The following is a 16,182-nucleotide window of genomic DNA, read 5'->3' on the forward strand; positions in this document are numbered from 1 at the left end:
GTATAACCTACGGTAGCGTAACCCACGGCTGTGAAAATCCTTCGAATTCGTTGCTATATGGGTTATAGTCGAACGGTATTTAAATCTGTCTCCCTCCGCCGCCCCCGCGTACTAGCCGCCGCCTTCGCCGCGGTCGCCGCCCTGGGGTTCGGCCTCGCCAGCCCTGCCGCCCCGTCCGCCCAGGCCCAGTCGAGCCTCATCGACGGCACCTTCCAGCTGCCCGGCAACCAGAGCAAGCAGCCCTGGTTGGGCAACCAGCCGAAGATCGTGAACAAGCGCCACGTCAACGGCAACTTCTGGAAGGTGGACGTCTGGTCCCCGGCCAACCGCGCCGTTATCACCAATAACGTGCTGCTGCCCGGCGGCGACCAGCCGCGCGGCTCCTTCTACCTGCTGCCCGGCATCCAGGGCGGCGAGCAGGGCATGAACTGGATGAGCCACACCGACATCGGCCCGTGGTTCGCCGGCAAGAACGTGAACGTTGTCATGCCCATCGGCGGCGCTTATTCCCTCTACACCGACTGGAATACTGCGGATCCCATCCTGGGCGTTAACAAGTGGAACACCTACATGACCCACGAGCTGCCGCCGCTCATCGATGCCGAATTCCACGGCACCGGCCGCGACGCCATCGCCGGCCTGTCCTCCACCGGAGCCGCCGCCCTCGACATCGCCGGCCACGCCCCGCAGCGCTTCCGCGCCGCCGCCTCCTACTCCGGCTGCCCGGTCCGCTCCGACGCCCTGGGCTGGCCGGTCTCCAGCGTCATGATGGCCGCCGGCGGCGGCTCCTCCGTCAACGCCTGGGGCCTGCCCGGCTCCCCGGCCTGGGCCGACCACGACCCGAACGCCCAGCCGCACCGCCTGCGCGACGTCAAGGTCTTCGTCGCCTCCGCCTCCGGCACCCCGGGCCCAATCGACGGCAACTACGGCCCCGCCCAGCACCTGGGCCCGTCCGCAACCGAAAAGGTTGCCAACGAGTGCACCAATATCTACACCCGCAGCGCCCGCGCAGCCGGCGTCGACGTCAACCGCTACTACACCAACACCGGCTCCCACTCCTTCCCGCTGTTCTCCCACCAGCTCAAGGTCAGCTGGGCGCAGACCATCCAGCCAACCATCGGCGGCTAACCGTCGCGCTACCTTTGGCGCGGGCGACCCACAGTAGGCGGCGATCCCCGCAGCCAAAACAGCTGCGACGCCACCGCCCGCTACGAGGCCGCCCGCGCCTTAAACGAGGAAATCCATAGCACGGCGAAAGAGGCGCTGGCCGCGGCCGAGTCCGACCATCTCTTCCGCAAGACCCTTGACGGTTTAACGGAGCGCTCCAAGCCCCTCTACCGGCCCGGCGTCGAGAAGCTGTCGGATGAGGAGTTAGCATCGGCCTGCCAGCGGATCCTGGACGACTACGGCGCGTTCCCGCGCACAATCCCCGAGTTCAACCAGGGCGACGTCGACGACTTCCGCTTCTACTTCGCGAAGGACTACCGCGAAACCGACGCCACCGGTGTGCCGACTTACAACTAGCCGTTCCTGTCAGGTCGCGAACAAAAGATTGGACTCGCCCTAGCGCTGCAAAAGGCGCCCTACCTTGGTGGTCGTAGCAACGACAGACACAAGCGCTACTGCCAACAGCAGGAAACACGCGGTAATGCACCACGCCGCGAAGGTACTTTGGGCTGCCTTTGGAGAGAAAGTGAAAACTACGAACATCGCGACGGTGGGTAGCATAGCTAGCAATTGAGCGATATTGCCGCTCGTCCCAGCTTTGACTCGGGACAGGCCGGGGAACAGCAGTTGGATTGTCAGCCCAAGCCCAATGCCCATCGCCAGACATGGCCACGGTAGGACCAGAATCTTCCATAAGGAATCGGCAGCAAGACCTTTATGAGCGAGGAAGACTGCTGAGGCCCCGTAGAAGGCCAAAACCAGCACGAGTGTCGCAATAGCGGTGAGGAATACGGCAATTAGAGCGAGAGATAACACGATATCCCGCTTACCGTAACCCCGACTAAGCACGATTTCGATGGCACCCGACCGAACTTCGATATCCGCCATACCGATGACAGTATTTGCGCCAATAAGCCCCGCAAAAAGAGATGCAATGAGCGGTGCTTGGCTGATAACTGCCGCTACAAGAAGTGAGCTTTCAGGGCCTAGACTTGCTCGCGATTCTGCATCGATCTCATTCACCCCACTTTTGACGGCGCCTAGACTAGCCCCGGTAAGCGCATCTGGGAAGAAATACACAGTAGCTGCCAGCGCAAGCGCGACGACGAAGGCGAGTAAAGGCAAAAGCAGAAGTGCTTTCCACTGTTCCCGCCAAGCCTTGAAGAAATAAAAACGCAAGAGCACAGTTCTATCCTCGATAGTAAGTTTCCAGTCCTTGGAGGTCATCGATTGCGCGTATGTCGATTCCCTCTGATGACAAAAGCTCAACAACACGGGAAATCCCGAAACTAGGAGTAACATCAACAGCAATCCAACCGGAACTTTCGCGCTGCGGATTGCCTTCAACGAGCAACTGTAGGGCCTTTTCTGTTTTTGAATTATCAACGGACAGCCGAATTCGACGGTCGTCCAAGGCTGCCACAGCACTAACTTCTTTCTGGCTCACTTCCGCCGAGCCTGATATCTGAATGACGGTTGTCGCTAGACCTGAAACTTCGAGTAGGTCATGCGAAGTCACAACGACGCAAGCTCGTTCCCCGAGCCTGCGCACGACATTGTGAGTCAAACGCTTCATTGCTGGATCCATCCCAGCTGTCGGCTCATCCAAGAAGACCACGTCCGGCTGGCCCAAGAGAGCACGAGCTAGGCCCAGGCGTTGACGCTGGCCTTGAGAAAGTGTGGAAGCTTTCTGGCCGCCAATTTCAGACAAAGCAAGCTCATCCATGAGTTTTTGACAAGGAGACTGACCACTAGGGTCCAAGAAATTAGACCATTGTCGCAGGTTGTCTTCAACTGAAAGCTGCGAGTAGATTCCCGGAAGGTGCGACAAATAGCCGACTCGCCCATCAACCCTGACCAGTCCATCCAAAGGCGGAATCACCCCTGCCATAGTGCGAACCAAGGTTGTCTTACCACTACCATTCGCACCGGTAACGCAGTGAACGCCTACGGAAAGGCTGAGGCACACCCCCTTCAAGACAGGGTCACCGTCTGTCCACCCAACGGTAAGGTCTTCAGCAATCAAGCGCGCCATTAGGGTTCCTCCGCGACATCCGACTGTCCTGCAAAAGCACGGCCGCCCTGTCGTTCTATACGCGTGTTAGCACTCATCCGGCGAAGAATTACCCTTTTAACGGAGAGGGAGTCTTTCACAACCTGCTTGAGGCTACCTCTAACTCTAATCGTCAAAGGATTAGCTGCCTTTTGCGAGGCGAACTGCGCCCGCCCCGCCACATTACCGCTATTGGCCAAAACCAACGAACGAAATCCTGGGAGCTCAGACGCGGGTTGCCATTCCACGGACGAAGGGTTATCGACGGTATCCAACAAATCATCACAACGTCTTGCATCTGTAAAACGTTGCCAACTTTTCCAAGATGCACCAAGCATTTCATTGGTTAGAAAAAACGCACTTTCCCGTAAAGAACAAGAAAGTGCGTTTTCTCCAGACTCGTCACGGAAAGATACTACGACCATCCGCGCCGTGTCAGACGCGGCCGAGGAGGCTAGTTGAGACGCACCGTCAAGCCAGAACCGAATGGATACTTTTTCACCCATTTCAGCCCCAGCTCCTCCGATGTGAACGTCAATGCCAACAGGGATGCTGGAGTGCGAACCCCTGCCGCATAGTGTGTATTACCGATACTCGATACTACTTAAACCCCTTTGCCTTTGCAACCCATAACACTCTCTTATTCCACCACGGAGTTAGCCCCCACGGCGTGGCCGAAGAGGTCGGGCAGGGTGGCGGACCAGGCGTCGACCAGCTGGGTCAGCGGGACGGCGGTCTGGCCCAGGATGAGGCTGTCCACCGCGGTGGTCTTACCGACCTGGGCGGCCGGGATGCCCAGCTCCTGGGCGCGCTGGAGGACGGCGTCCGCCTTGTCCTTGGTCGTGGCGACCAGGGCACGGGAGGCGGACTCGGAGAACGCCGCTACGAACTCGTCGTCGTGGACGGCGGCGAGATCGAGCTCGACGCCGACGCGGTTGCGCTTGGCCATCTCGAACGCGGCGACGGCCAGGCCGCCCTCGGAGACGTCGTGGGCCGCGGTGATATCGGAGTTGCCGTGGAAGAACTCGGCCAGCTTGGCCTCGTTGGCCAGGTCGACCTGCGGCGGCAGGCCGGACAGGCCCTTGCCGGATACCTGCTGCCAGATGGAGCCGCCAAACTCGTCCTGGGTGGAGCCCAGGAGGATGAGGACTTCGTCCTCAGCGGTGCCCAGGTTGTGGCCGATGGAGGCGGCGACGTCGTCGATAACGCCCAGCACACCGACGACCGGGGTCGGCAGGATGGGTTCCTCACCGGTCTGGTTGTAGAAGGAGACGTTGCCGCCGGAGACCGGGATACCCAGCTCGACCGCGCCGTCGGCCAGGCCGTGGACGGCCTCCCGGAACTGCCACATCACATCCGGGTTTTCCGGGGAACCGAAGTTCAGGCAGTTGGTGACGGCCACCGGGCGGGCGCCGGTGACGGCGACGTTGCGGTAGGCCTCGGCCAGGGCCAGGCGAGCGCCCATGTTCGGGTCCAGCTTGGTGTAGCGGCCGGAGGCGTCCGCGGAGACGGCGACGCCGCGGCCGGTCTCCTCGTCGATGCGCAGCACACCGGCATCCGCGTGGTGCGACTGCACCGTATTACCGCGGACGTAGCGGTCGTACTGGTTGGTAATGAAGTCACGGGAGCACAGCGCCGGGGAGGCCACCAGCTGGAGGAGGGCATCGCCCAGCGGGGCATGATCCACGCCGCCGAAGTCCTGCAGCTTGTCCTGCCACTCCGGGCGGGCGTAGGGGCGCTCGTAGACCGGGGCCTCGTCGGCGATGGTGCCGGCCGGGGCGTCCACGACGACCTCGCCCTGGTGGCGGATGACCAGGTGCTTGCCGGTGGTGACCTCACCAATCTCGGCGCAGGTGACGTCCCAGTGCGCGCAGATCTCGCGGAAGCGCTCGACGTTTTCCGGGGCCACGACCGCGCACATGCGCTCCTGGGACTCGGAAGCCAGGATCTCAGCGGCGGTCATGTGCTCGGCGCGCAGCGGGACCTCGTCCAGGTTGATCTCCATGCCGCCGTCGCCGGAGGCGGCCAGCTCACTGGTCGCGCAGGCCAGGCCGGCGCCGCCCAGGTCCTGGATGCCCACCACGACGCCGGCGTGGTAGAGGTCCAGGCAGCACTCGATGAGGACCTTCTCCGCGAAGGGGTCGCCCACCTGGACGGCCGGCAGCTTGCGTTCCGCGCCGTCCTCGAAGGTGTCCGACGCCAGCACGGACACGCCGCCGATGCCGTCCAGGCCCGTGCGAGAGCCGAACAGCATGACCTTGTTGCCGGTGCCGGAGGCGAAGGCCAGCTTCAGGTCCTCGACCTTTAGCGTGCCCACGCACAGGGCGTTGACCAGCGGGTTACCTACGTAGGACTCGTCAAAGACGGTCTCGCCCCCAATATTGGGAAGACCCAGGCAGTTGCCGTAGCCGCCGATCCCTTCGACGACGCCCGGCAGGACGCGTTTGGTATCTGGGGCATCGGCCGGGCCGAAGCGCAGCTGGTCCATCACCGCGATGGGACGTGCGCCCATCGCCATGATGTCGCGGACGATGCCGCCCACGCCGGTGGCCGCGCCCTGGTAGGGCTCAACGTACGACGGGTGGTTGTGGGACTCCACGCGGAAGGTCACCGCGTTGCCGTCGCCGATGTCGACCACGCCGGCGTTCTCACCGATGCCGGCGAGGATCTTCTCCCCCATCTCTTCGGTCATGGTCTGGCCGAAGTAGCGCAGGTGCGTCTTCGAGGACTTATATGAGCAGTGCTCCGACCACATCACGGAGTACATGGTCAGTTCGGCATCGGTCGGCCTACGCCCCAGGATGTCCTTGATGCGCTGGTATTCGTCGTCCTTGAGCCCCAGCTCGCGGAAGGGCTGTTCCAGGTCCGGGTCCTGCTGGGCCTGGGAGACGGTGTCATTGTGTACGGTCATGTGCGCCTCCTAAACTGCGGCCGTCACGGCGTTGATAGCGGATACAAAAAGGCCCAGGCCGTCAGTGGACGGCCCGGTAAGCGGATCGATGGCGTGCTCGGGGTGCGGCATAAGCCCCACGACCCGGCCGGTCTCGTTGGTAATACCGGCGATCGCGTTGACGGACCCGTTGTAGTTGTCCGTGTAGCGGAAGACCACGCGGCCTTCCTTCTCCAGCTCCTCGACGGTCTCCGCGGCGGCCTGGAAACGGCCCTCGCCGTGCTTGGCCGGGATGAGGATCCGCTGGCCAGCCTCAAATTCGGTGGTCCAGGCGGTCTGCGCGTTCGCGACCTCCAGGTAGGTATCCGTGCAGTGGAAGTGCAGCCCCTGGTTGCGGGTCAACGCCCCGGGCAGCAGGCCGGCTTCGGTCAGGATCTGGAAGCCGTTGCAAATGCCCAGCACCGGCATGCCCTTGTGGGCAGCGTCGATGACCGAGCGCATGACGGGCGCGAGGGCGGAAATCGCCCCGGAGCGCAGGTAGTCGCCGTAGGAAAAGCCACCGGGGACCACGACCGCGTCCACGCCGCGCAGGTCGGCGTCGGCGTGCCAGAGGTTTTCCACCTCGGCGCCGGCCCGGCGCGCAGCACGATCCGCGTCGACGTCGTCGAGCGTGCCGGGGAAGGTAATTACTCCGATCTTGGCGGACACTACTTGACCTCCAGCCCGGTGACCTCGTAGTCCTCGATGACGGTGTTGGCCAGCAGGGTGGCCGCGACCTTCTCCAGCTCCTCGGCCGTCACGGAGTCCGCGACCTCCAGCTCGAAGCGCTTGCCCTGGCGGACATCGCTGACCCCTTCAACCCCGATTCGACCCAGCGCGCGGACAACAGCTTGCCCCTGCGGATCCAGAATCTCGGCCTTCGGCATGACATTGACAACTACACGAGCCATTAAATTTCCTTACTGTGCTCACGGCTAGGTCTGCGCGCACTAGTTTAGCCTGCCTAGGGCCGCAAAACCTACCCATCCCAGCGGTCACCCCCACACCAACGCCCGCTCCCCCAATCGGGGCCGGAAAGTAAACACCGGGTATCCCCCGCAAAGACGGAAACCAAATTCTAGGCCACACCTAGGCAAACCCCCTGCGGGCTTCGAACACGCGGCAGCGCTTGCTCCCGCGCGTGTCCGCTCCGTGTTCTACAACTGAGGGTAATGCGCTCGGAACGCATGAATTTGTCTGTCTTCTTCCCCAACTAAGGTGGTTCGTTCCCTATGTCTTCTCCCCAGTCCTCGCGGCGGGTGGCCCGCCGCCGCGGCGCGCTCGTACTCGCGGCCGTGACCTCTACCGTCGCCGCCGGTCTCGCCGTCCCCACTGCCTCGGCCGCCCCGTCCGGGGACAACGTCGTCATCTCCGAGGTCTACGGCGGCGGTGGCAACTCCGGCGCGGAGTACACCCACGACTTCATCGAGCTCTACAACCCGACGGATGGTGACATCAGCCTGGATGGTTGGAACGTCGAGTACTTCTCCGCCAAGGGCGGCTCCGGCGGCACTACCCAGCTGAACGGGACGATCCCGGCCGGGGCGCATTACCTCATCCAGCAGGCTCAGGGCAACGGCGGCAACACCGCCCTGCCGGCTGCCGATGCCACCGGCAGCCTGGCCATGTCCGCCACCAAGGGTTCGGTCCAGCTCAGCGACGGCGCGGGCGAGGTGGTCGACTTGGTCGGCTTCGGCGAGGCCAGCCTGTCCGAGGGCTCCCCGGCCCAGGCGCCGAACAACCGGAACTCGGTCCAGCGCGACGAGAACGGCACCGACACCGATGACAACTCCGCCGATTTTACGGCCGGCGCGCCCAGCCCGGCCGGCACCGGCGGAGGCGTGGCCCCGGAACCGGGCACCGATCCGGAGCCGCAGGATCCGCCCGCCGCGGGCGAGGCCGTGGCCATCGCCGATATCCAGGGCACGGGCCCGGCCTCCCCGCTGGTCGACCAGACCGTGACCACCGAGGGAGTCGTCACCGCCGTGTGGGAAGAAGGCGGCCTGAACGGCTACACCATCCAGACCGGCGGCGAATCCGCGGCCGGCGAGGCCAGCCACGGCCTTTTCATCTACGCCGGCAATGACGGCGCGTACCCGGAAATCGGCCAGTCCGTGCAGGTGACCGGCAAGGTCTCCGAGTACTACGGCAACACCCAGGTCTCGGCGCGCAACTTCACTGAGCTGGAGGAGCCGCTCGAGCAGGTCGAGCCCATCGAGATCGACGAGCTGCCCGCCGGCGACGAGGCCCGGGAGGCCTACGAGTCCATGCTGGTACTGCCCGGCACCCACACCGTCACCAACAACTACGCGCTCAATACCTACGGCGAGGTCGGCCTGGCCGCGGGCCAAGAAGCCCTGCGCCAGCCCTCCGATGTCCATGCTCCCTCGACGGATCCGAACTCCCCGCTCAAGCAGCTGGAAAAGGACAACGCCGAGCGCCTGGTCACCCTGGACGACGGCCGGACCCGCGACTACCTGAAGACCGATAAGGACACCCCGCTGCCGTATATCTCCCAGGACGGCGGCCAGACCATCAAGAGCCTGCGCACCACCGACCAGGTTAAATTCCAGCAGCCGGTCGTCGTGCACTACTCCCACGAGCAGTGGCGTTTCCAGCCCACTTCCCCGGTCACCGGGGAGACCGCCGGTGCGGATCTGCCGATTAGCTGGGAGGACTCCCGCGCCGCGGAGCTGGACGCCCTCGACGTCGAAGGCGACTACACCATCGGCGCCTTCAACGTCCTGAACTACTTCACCTCGCTGGGTGAGGAGTTCGGCGGCAGCTCCTACGACGACAAGGACGGCAACCCAGTCACCGTCAACCGCGGTACCACCCGCGGCGCCTATACCCAGGCCGCCTTCGAAGACCAGCAGGCCAAGATCGTCGCGGCCATCAACGGCTTGGACGCCGACGTCATCGCGCTGTCCGAAATCGAGGACACCTTCGGCGTGACCGGGGACCTCTCCCGCCGCGACGAGGCACTCAACCACCTAGTCGAGGAGCTCAACGCCGCGGGCGGAAACTGGAAGGCCGTCGCCTCCCCGTCTCAGGGCGTGCCGGAGGACGTCGACGTCATCCGCACCGCGTTTATCTACGACCCGGACCGCGTGCGCCCGGTGGGCGAATCCCGTATCTTCAGCGACGCCCGCTTCACGGGCACCGCCCGTGAGCCGCTGGCCCAGGAGTTCGCCCCGGCAGATGCCGGCGAGGACGCCGAGACCTTCGTGGCCGTGGCCAACCATTTCAAGTCCAAGGGTTCCGTGGTCAAGGATGACGCGGACCGCGGCGACGGCCAGGGCAACAACCCCAACGTGCGCAACGCGCAGGCCCAGGCGGTCCTTGACCACCTGGCCAAGCAGCCGGACTGGCAGGACAAGGCCACCTTCGTCATGGGGGATCTGAATACCTACACCCGCGAGGAGGCCCTGGACATCTTCCGCAACCACGGCTACACCGTGCCGGCGGAGACCTTTGATGCCGACGCCTCCTACCAGTTCAGCGGCCTGCTTGGCTCCCTGGACCACGTCCTGGCCAACGAAGTGGCTAGCGAGAACGTCACCGACGCGCAGGTCTGGAACATCAACGCGGACGAGTCCGTCGCCTTCGAGTACTCGCGCCGCAACTACAACGCGGTCGACTTCTACGACGACTCCCCGTTCCGCTCCTCCGACCACGACCCGGTCAAGGTCGGCTTCTCCCTCGGCGGGGATGACGCCGCCGGCGATGACGAGAACGGAAACGACGGGGACGACAACAACGAGGATGACGACCAGGGCCAGCCGGCGGGTTCGGGGGATGCCGGCTCGAGCGGTTCCTCGGTGGGCGGCGCTGTCGTGGCAGTGATTGCTGGCCTGGCCGCGGTCCTGGGCATCGGCACCGCCCTGGCCGGTGGCCTGCGCGGCGTGCTGCCGATGTTGCCGGCGGATGTCCGCCGCGTCATCGAGCGCCTGCTGCCCTAGTTCGGCAGGTAGATGCTGTAGTCGGCCGGCTCCGCGCCGGCCGCTGCGGCCTTGTGCACGGCCTTGACGAAGTCCTTGACCACCTTCCGGTCGTCGAGGTTACGGCCGGAGACCGAGAGTCGGACGGTGTTGCCGCGCTGGGCGGAGCGTTCCGCTGCGCGGATGATGTTGCGGCGCCACCACTTGGCCGCGCCGAAGCCCTCGCCGTAGGAGAGGTTGCGCGACTGGTAGAACTTGCCGGATTCCAGCTCGTGGATGCCGCGGGTGGATACGGCCACGTCGAAGCCGAAGGCCGGCAGCACCTTGAGGGTTCCCTCCGACATGCGCCAGCGCGGCGGGGCGAAGATGGTGGGGGTGAAACCGATCTTGCCCATCTGCCGGGTCGCACCGGCCAGTCGCAGCTTCGCCTCGTGCTCATCGAGGTTGGCGAATTCCGCGCGGCGGCCCTGGACGGCTTGGTCGAAGCCGTTGAGAATCAGTACCCGGCCGGCGTCTGCTTGCTCTTTGACCCAGCCCTTCGTCTTGGAGTCCTTCGCCAAGTGCCAATTGCCGTCAATATGCGGGGCGATCAGAAGAGACACAGGAATCCCCTCGGCATCCAGGATGCGGAGGAGATTCGAGGCCTGTTTCCGGGTGTCGTCGAAAATACTGGAAATCGAAACCAGGAGGTGGCCATGCATAAGAAGTATTATCGCACAGCCTTCTAGGTTCCGCGCGTCGAGAACTCTACTCGGTACACCCCGTGGCCTGGTTGATGATCCAGGCGTATTCGAAGGCGTTCTGGCGCCACTTGTCGTAGCGGCCGGACACGCCGCCGTGGCCGGCGACCATCTCCGTCTTCAGCAGGAACTGCCCGCCGCTGGCAACGGTGCGCAGCTTGGCGATCCACTTGGCGGGCTCCACGTAAAGCACGCGGGTGTCGTTCAGCGAGGTCGTGGCAAGGATGTTCGGGTAATCCTGCGCCGTGACGTTCTCGTACGGGGCGTAGCTGGCCATGTAGTCGTAGAAGGCCGGGTCGTGGTACGGGTCGCCCCACTCGTCCCACTCCACCACCGTGAGCGGGAGCTCCGGCATGAGCATGGAGGTCAGCGGATCGACGAAAGGCACGGCGGCCTGGATGGCGGTGAAACGGTCCGGGGCCATATTCGCCACGGCACCCATCAGCATGCCGCCCGCGGAGCCACCTTCCGCCGTCAGCCGGTCCGGGCTGGTCAGGCCACGGGCGATGAGGTCGTCGGCCACGTCGATGAAGTCGGTGAAGGTGTTCTTCTTCTCCATGAGCTTGCCGTGGTCGTACCAGCCGCGGCCCATCTCCCCGCCGCCGCGGACGTGGGCGACGGCGAAGATCATGCCGCGGTCCAGCAGCGACAGGCGGGTGACGGAGAACCCGGGGTCGACGCTAGTCTCGTAGGAACCGTAGCCGTAGAGCAGCATCGGCTGCGGCGCGGAGGTGTCCAGGTCCGCGCGGTGCACCACGGAGACGGGGATCTCCGTGCCGTCCTGGGCGGTGGCCCACAGGCGGTAGGCGGTGTAGTCGCCGGGCTCGTAGCCGCCCTGGACCTCCTGCTGCTTCAGCAGGGTGCGCTCGCCGGTGGCGACGTCGTATTGCAGGACCTGGGCAGGCTGCGTGAACGAGCCGTAGACCATGCGGATGACCGGGGTGTCCCACTCCGGGTTGCCGGTGGTGCCGGCGGTATAGATCTCCTCGTCGAAGTCGACCTGGGTGAACTCGCCGAGCCCCTCGCCCTCGGTCAGGGGCATGATGGCGATGCGTCCGATGCCGCCGCTGCGGTAGACCAGCACCAGCTGGTGCTGGTAGGTATCCACGCCCTCGATACGCACGTCCCCGCGGTGCGGGACCAGCACCTGGGTATCGCGCAGGGCGGGTAGGCCGGTGTCCTTCGTCAGCGCCGGGCAGACGGTGACCTCGAAGTTGGCGCCGGCGGCGTTGTGGGTGACGATCCAGCGGTCCTCGCCGTCGATGACGGCGTGGTCCACCTCGTATTCGACCCCGGATTCGCGCTCCCAGAGCAGCTGGAATTCGCCTTCCGGCTGGTCCTGCTCCAGCACCCAGAACTCCGAGGTGATCTTCGAACTGGAGACCAAGAACAGGTACTTGTCGCTGCGGGTGCCGCCCACTCCCACACTGAAGCGGGCGTCTTCCTCGTAGAAGATGCGCACGTCGTCTTCCTGCGGCGTGCCTACCTTGTGGCGCCACACGCTGTCGGCGCGCCAGGCCTCGTCGACGGTCTGGTAAAAGATGTAGTCCTCGCCGACCCAGGTCGCGCCGTAAAACAGGCCAGTCAGGTGATCGTCGAGCAGTTCGCCCGTAGCCAGGTCCTTGATGCGCAGCTCGAAGCGCTCGTCACCGCTAACGTCGACGGAATAGGCCAGGTAGCGCCCCGAGGTTGTGATGGAAGAGGCCCCGAGGGAGAAGAATTCGTTGCCTTCGGCCAGCTCGTTCAGGTCCAGTAGCACCTCTTCGCCTGCCGGGCGGCCCTCCTCCGGGATGACGGGCGGGAACCACGGGTCCGCGCCTTCCTCGACCGGCAGGCGGCAGGACAGGCCGTAGCTCTTGCCCTCTTGGGAGCGCCCGTAGTACCAGTAATCGCCCTGGCGCACGGGAACGGACATGTCCGTTTCCTTGATACGCGACTTAATCTCCTGGTAGATATTCTCGGTCAGCGTCTCCAGGTGCGCGGTCTGCGCCTTGGTGTAGTCGTTTTCCGCGTTAAGGTAGTCCAGCGTGTCCTGCGACTTCTTATCCCGCAGCCACTCGTAATCATCGACGAAAGTGCGGCCGTGGAATTGGCGCGAAATCGGACGGACGGGGGCTACCGGAGCATGCATGGATTCATCAGTCATAGGCCCCCATCCTACGTCACCGCGTCCCCCAGCCGGCGGGTCACTCCCGCCCGGAATTGCGCTGGTTGTCTTTAAGGATCCTGCCTAAGTAAAGAAATCCGAGCACCAAGATAATGGGGACTGTTAGCCCACCCAATCGATGAACTGCTGGCCCGACAGGCGCTCGTAGGCCTCGATGTAGCGCAGGCGGGTGGCGGAGACGACCTCGTCCGGCAGGGCCGGCGGGGTGGTCTCGGAGGCCTTGTCCCAGCCGGATTCCGGCGAGGTCAGCCAGTTGCGGACGTACTGCTTGTCGAAGCTGGGCTGGACCTCGCCCTCGACGTAGGAGTCGGCCGGCCAGTAGCGGGAAGAGTCCGGGGTCAGCACCTCGTCAGCCAGAACGAGGGTGCCGTCGCTGTCCAGGCCGAACTCGAACTTGGTGTCGGCCAGGATGATGCCGCGTTCTTCGGCGATCTGGGCGGCCTGGGCGTAGATGGTCAGCGTGGCGTTGCACAGCTGGGCGGCGCGGTCGGCGCCGAGGTCTTTCACGACGCGCTCGTAGGTAACGTTCTCGTCGTGCTCGCCCTGCTCCGCCTTAGTCGCCGGGGTGAAGATGGGCTCCGGCAGGCGGGAGGCCTCCACCAGGCCGGAGGGCAGCTCGATGCCGCAAACCGTGCCGTTGGCCTGGTATTCCTTCAGGCCGGAGCCGGTCAGGTAGCCGCGGGCCACGCACTCGAAGGGCAGCATCTTAAGCTTCTTGACCACAAAGGCTCGCCCCAGGACCTCTTCCGGGATCCGCTCGTCGTCGACCGGGCCGGCCAGGTGGTTGGGGAAATTGATGGCGTCGAAGAAGAACTGCGAGGTCGCAGTCAGCACCCGCCCCTTGTCCGGGATGGCGGGCTCCAGGGCGAAGTCGAAGGCGGAAATCCGGTCGCTGGCCACCATGAGCAGCGTGTGCTCATCGATGGCGTAGATGTCGCGGACTTTGCCGGATACGAGGTGCTGATAATCGCTAAGACGTGGTCGCATGCCCCACATCTTAGCGCGCCGGCAGGCTAAATAATCTCGCCCGGGCGGTACTGGGCGGCCTGGGGGTGCTGGTCCGCCTTTTCAGCAATCCGGGACAGAACCTGGCCTACCTGCGCTTCCGCAGCGCCGATGAAGGCGTGCTTGTCGTCGAGGGCCGCATCCAGAGCAGCCCTGTCAAGGGGGAGGCGCTCGTCGGCGGCCAGGCGCTCCACCAGGTCTTGGTCCGCGCCTTTTTCGCGCATGTTCAGCGCCACGGCGACGGCGTTTTCCTTGATGACCTCGTGGGCGGTCTCGCGGCCGACCCCGGCGCGCACGGCCGCCATGAGGATGCGGGTGGTGGCCAAGAAGGGCAGGTAGCGCTCGAGCTCGCGGTCGATCATGGCCGGGAAAGCACCGAACTCCTCCAGCACGGTCAGGAAGGTCTCGAACTGGCCGTCGAGGGCGAAGAAGGCGTCCGGCAGCGCGACGCGGCGGATGACCGAGCAGAAGACGTCACCCTCGTTCCACTGCTGCCCGGCCAGGTCGCCGACCATGGTGAGGTAGCCGCGCAGGATGACCTGGAAGCCGCAGACGCGCTCGCAAGAGCGGGCGTTCATCTTGTGCGGCATGGCAGAGGAACCGACCTGGCCTTCCTTGAAGCCCTCGGTGACAGTCTCATTGCCGGCCATCAGGCGGATGGTGGTGGCCAGCGAAGACGGCGCCGCGCCCAGCTCGACGAGGGCGGAGACCGCATCGAAGTCCAACGAACGCGGGTAGACCTGCCCGACGGAGTCGAAGATCCGGCTAAAGCCGAGGTAATCCGCCACGGAGGTCTCCAGGGAGGACAGCTTGTCGTGGGACCCGCCCATGAGATCCAGCATGTCCTGGGCCGTGCCCATCGGCCCCTTGATGCCGCGCAGCGGGTAGCGCCCGAGCAGTGCCTCGACGCGTTCGATGGCCAGCAGCATCTCATCGGCGGCGGAGGCGAAGCGCTTGCCCAGGGTGGTGGCCTGGGCGGCGACGTTGTGGGAGCGGCCCGCCATGACCAGGTGCTGGTACTTGTCCGCGTGCTCACCCATGCGGGCCACCACGGCGATGGCCTTGTCCCGGATGATCTGGAGGGAGCGGTAGATCTGCAGCTGCTCGACGTTTTCGGTCAGGTCGCGGCTGGTCATCCCTTTGTGGATGTGCTCGTAGCCGGCCAGCGCGTTGAATTCCTCGATACGCGCCTTCACGTCGTGGCGGGTAACGCGCTCGCGCTGGGCGATGGAGTCCAAGTCGACGTCTTCGACCGCTGCCTCGTAGGCGCTGATCGCCTCTTCGGGGATATCCACCCCCAGGTCTTTCTGAGCGCGCATGACCGCGATCCACAGCTGCCGCTCGAGCACGATCTTGTGCTCGGGGCTCCAGATTTCGGTCAGCTCCGCCGAAGCGTAGCGGGAGGACAGGACGTTGTTAATCTTCTTCTTTTCAGCCACAAGCCCTCATTATTCCACGTGACTAAGACGCGGGGGCAACCCAGATGGCGTCGGCGGCAGCTGCCCCCAAGTGTACGGATCCTTCCTGCGTCACCACCTCAACCGTCTCCGTGTAAGCCGCCCCCGCTTGGGTGCGCACCTCCACCCCGGCGCGCACGCCGTGGGCAGCCAGGAAGCGCAACAATTCGTCATCCGCGTCGGAGATGCGCTCCACGCGGGCCTTAGCCCCCACTGGCAGCTGGCTAAGCTGCACTGCACTCGGCTGGTCCACCACACCATCAGCGGTGGGAATCGGATCGCCGTGCGGGTCACGGGTGGGGCGGCCGAGCGCGTCATCGATGCGCGCTACCAAGAGATCGGAGACCGCGTGCTCGAGGACCTCGGCCTCCGCATGGACCTCGTCCCACGTGTACCCCAGCTTTTCCTGCAGGTAGGTCTCCAGCAGGCGGTGGCGCCGGACCATTTGGACCGCGAGCTCGCTGCCTTCCTCCGTCAGGTCAAGCGCCCCGTAGCGGGTGTCGGTGAAGAGCCCTTGCTGCGTGAGCTTACGAACGGCGTCGGACGCCGAGGACAACGTGACCCCCACGCGGGCGGCCAGCGCGGTTTTGGTGACCGGTTCGGGGGACCATTCCTTCAGCAGCCACGCGGCTTTGAGGTAGTTCTGCGTGCTAACCGGCAGGTCATTGAGCTCGATGTCCATGGGGATACTCTAACAAACTTGAAACTACGTCATACCGTAGT

Annotated in this window: 13 protein-coding genes; 2 read left to right on the top strand and 11 right to left on the bottom strand. The window is 64.6% G+C overall.

What is annotated here, in order from left to right; genetic code table 11:
• Nucleotides 1–57: 57 nt before the first annotated feature.
• Nucleotides 58–1,128 carry an alpha/beta hydrolase gene (locus tag VVS03_RS04990; RefSeq protein WP_368534630.1) on the top strand — a complete coding sequence of 357 codons (1,071 nt, stop codon included), beginning with the start codon at nucleotides 58–60 and terminating at the stop codon, nucleotides 1,126–1,128.
• Between the two features lie 435 nt (nucleotides 1,129–1,563).
• On the opposite strand, the gene VVS03_RS04995 is transcribed toward VVS03_RS04990, so the two are convergent.
• From VVS03_RS04995 to purS, 6 genes are all read right to left on the bottom strand, one after another.
• Nucleotides 1,564–2,394 carry a hypothetical protein gene (locus VVS03_RS04995; RefSeq protein WP_368521616.1) on the bottom strand — a complete coding sequence of 277 codons (831 nt, stop codon included), beginning with the start codon at nucleotides 2,392–2,394 and terminating at the stop codon, nucleotides 1,564–1,566.
• Nucleotides 2,357–3,202 carry an ATP-binding cassette domain-containing protein gene (locus VVS03_RS05000; protein WP_368521615.1) on the bottom strand — a complete coding sequence of 282 codons (846 nt, stop codon included), beginning with the start codon at nucleotides 3,200–3,202 and terminating at the stop codon, nucleotides 2,357–2,359. Before VVS03_RS05000 ends, VVS03_RS04995 begins: the two co-directional genes overlap by 38 nt.
• Nucleotides 3,202–3,726 (bottom strand): hypothetical protein, encoded by a 525-nt coding sequence (locus tag VVS03_RS05005; protein WP_368534244.1) that lies wholly within the window; start codon nucleotides 3,724–3,726, stop codon nucleotides 3,202–3,204. The genes VVS03_RS05000 and VVS03_RS05005 overlap by 1 nt, the downstream gene beginning before the upstream one ends.
• A gap of 134 nt (nucleotides 3,727–3,860) precedes the next feature.
• The gene (purL, locus tag VVS03_RS05010; RefSeq protein ID WP_368519833.1) at nucleotides 3,861–6,131 is read right to left on the bottom strand and encodes a phosphoribosylformylglycinamidine synthase subunit PurL; all 2,271 of its coding nucleotides are present in this window, start codon (nucleotides 6,129–6,131) and stop codon (nucleotides 3,861–3,863) included.
• A 9-nt stretch (nucleotides 6,132–6,140) separates the two neighbouring features.
• Nucleotides 6,141–6,818, bottom strand: a complete 678-nt coding sequence (purQ, locus tag VVS03_RS05015; RefSeq protein ID WP_368519834.1) for a phosphoribosylformylglycinamidine synthase subunit PurQ — start codon at nucleotides 6,816–6,818, stop codon at nucleotides 6,141–6,143.
• The gene (gene purS, locus VVS03_RS05020) at nucleotides 6,818–7,060 is read right to left on the bottom strand and encodes a phosphoribosylformylglycinamidine synthase subunit PurS (protein WP_070768624.1); all 243 of its coding nucleotides are present in this window, start codon (nucleotides 7,058–7,060) and stop codon (nucleotides 6,818–6,820) included. The genes purQ and purS overlap by 1 nt, the downstream gene beginning before the upstream one ends.
• 321 nt (nucleotides 7,061–7,381) lie before the next feature.
• Here purS and VVS03_RS05025 point away from each other — a divergent pair, with 321 nt between their 5' ends.
• Nucleotides 7,382–10,111, top strand: coding sequence for an ExeM/NucH family extracellular endonuclease (locus VVS03_RS05025; RefSeq protein WP_368521613.1), 2,730 nt, complete (start codon nucleotides 7,382–7,384; stop codon nucleotides 10,109–10,111).
• Here the strand turns inward: VVS03_RS05025 and VVS03_RS05030 are convergent.
• From VVS03_RS05030 to VVS03_RS05050, 5 genes are all read right to left on the bottom strand, one after another.
• Nucleotides 10,108–10,791, bottom strand: coding sequence for a DUF2334 domain-containing protein (locus VVS03_RS05030; RefSeq protein ID WP_368519836.1), 684 nt, complete (start codon nucleotides 10,789–10,791; stop codon nucleotides 10,108–10,110). The genes VVS03_RS05025 and VVS03_RS05030 overlap by 4 nt on opposite strands.
• A gap of 46 nt (nucleotides 10,792–10,837) precedes the next feature.
• Nucleotides 10,838–12,976: a S9 family peptidase gene (locus VVS03_RS05035; RefSeq protein WP_368534243.1), complete on the bottom strand. Its 2,139-nt coding sequence runs from the start codon at nucleotides 12,974–12,976 to the stop codon at nucleotides 10,838–10,840.
• 123 nt (nucleotides 12,977–13,099) lie between these two features.
• Nucleotides 13,100–13,984, bottom strand: a complete 885-nt coding sequence (locus VVS03_RS05040) for a phosphoribosylaminoimidazolesuccinocarboxamide synthase (protein WP_368534242.1) — start codon at nucleotides 13,982–13,984, stop codon at nucleotides 13,100–13,102.
• Nucleotides 13,985–14,010: 26 nt separating this feature from the next.
• The gene (gene purB, locus VVS03_RS05045) at nucleotides 14,011–15,441 is read right to left on the bottom strand and encodes an adenylosuccinate lyase (protein ID WP_368534241.1); all 1,431 of its coding nucleotides are present in this window, start codon (nucleotides 15,439–15,441) and stop codon (nucleotides 14,011–14,013) included.
• A gap of 22 nt (nucleotides 15,442–15,463) precedes the next feature.
• Nucleotides 15,464–16,141: a metal-dependent transcriptional regulator gene (locus tag VVS03_RS05050; RefSeq protein WP_368534240.1), complete on the bottom strand. Its 678-nt coding sequence runs from the start codon at nucleotides 16,139–16,141 to the stop codon at nucleotides 15,464–15,466.
• Nucleotides 16,142–16,182 lie beyond the last annotated feature (41 nt).

This window comes from Corynebacterium sp. LK2537 (assembly GCF_040946485.1).
GTDB lineage: Bacteria > Actinomycetota > Actinomycetes > Mycobacteriales > Mycobacteriaceae > Corynebacterium.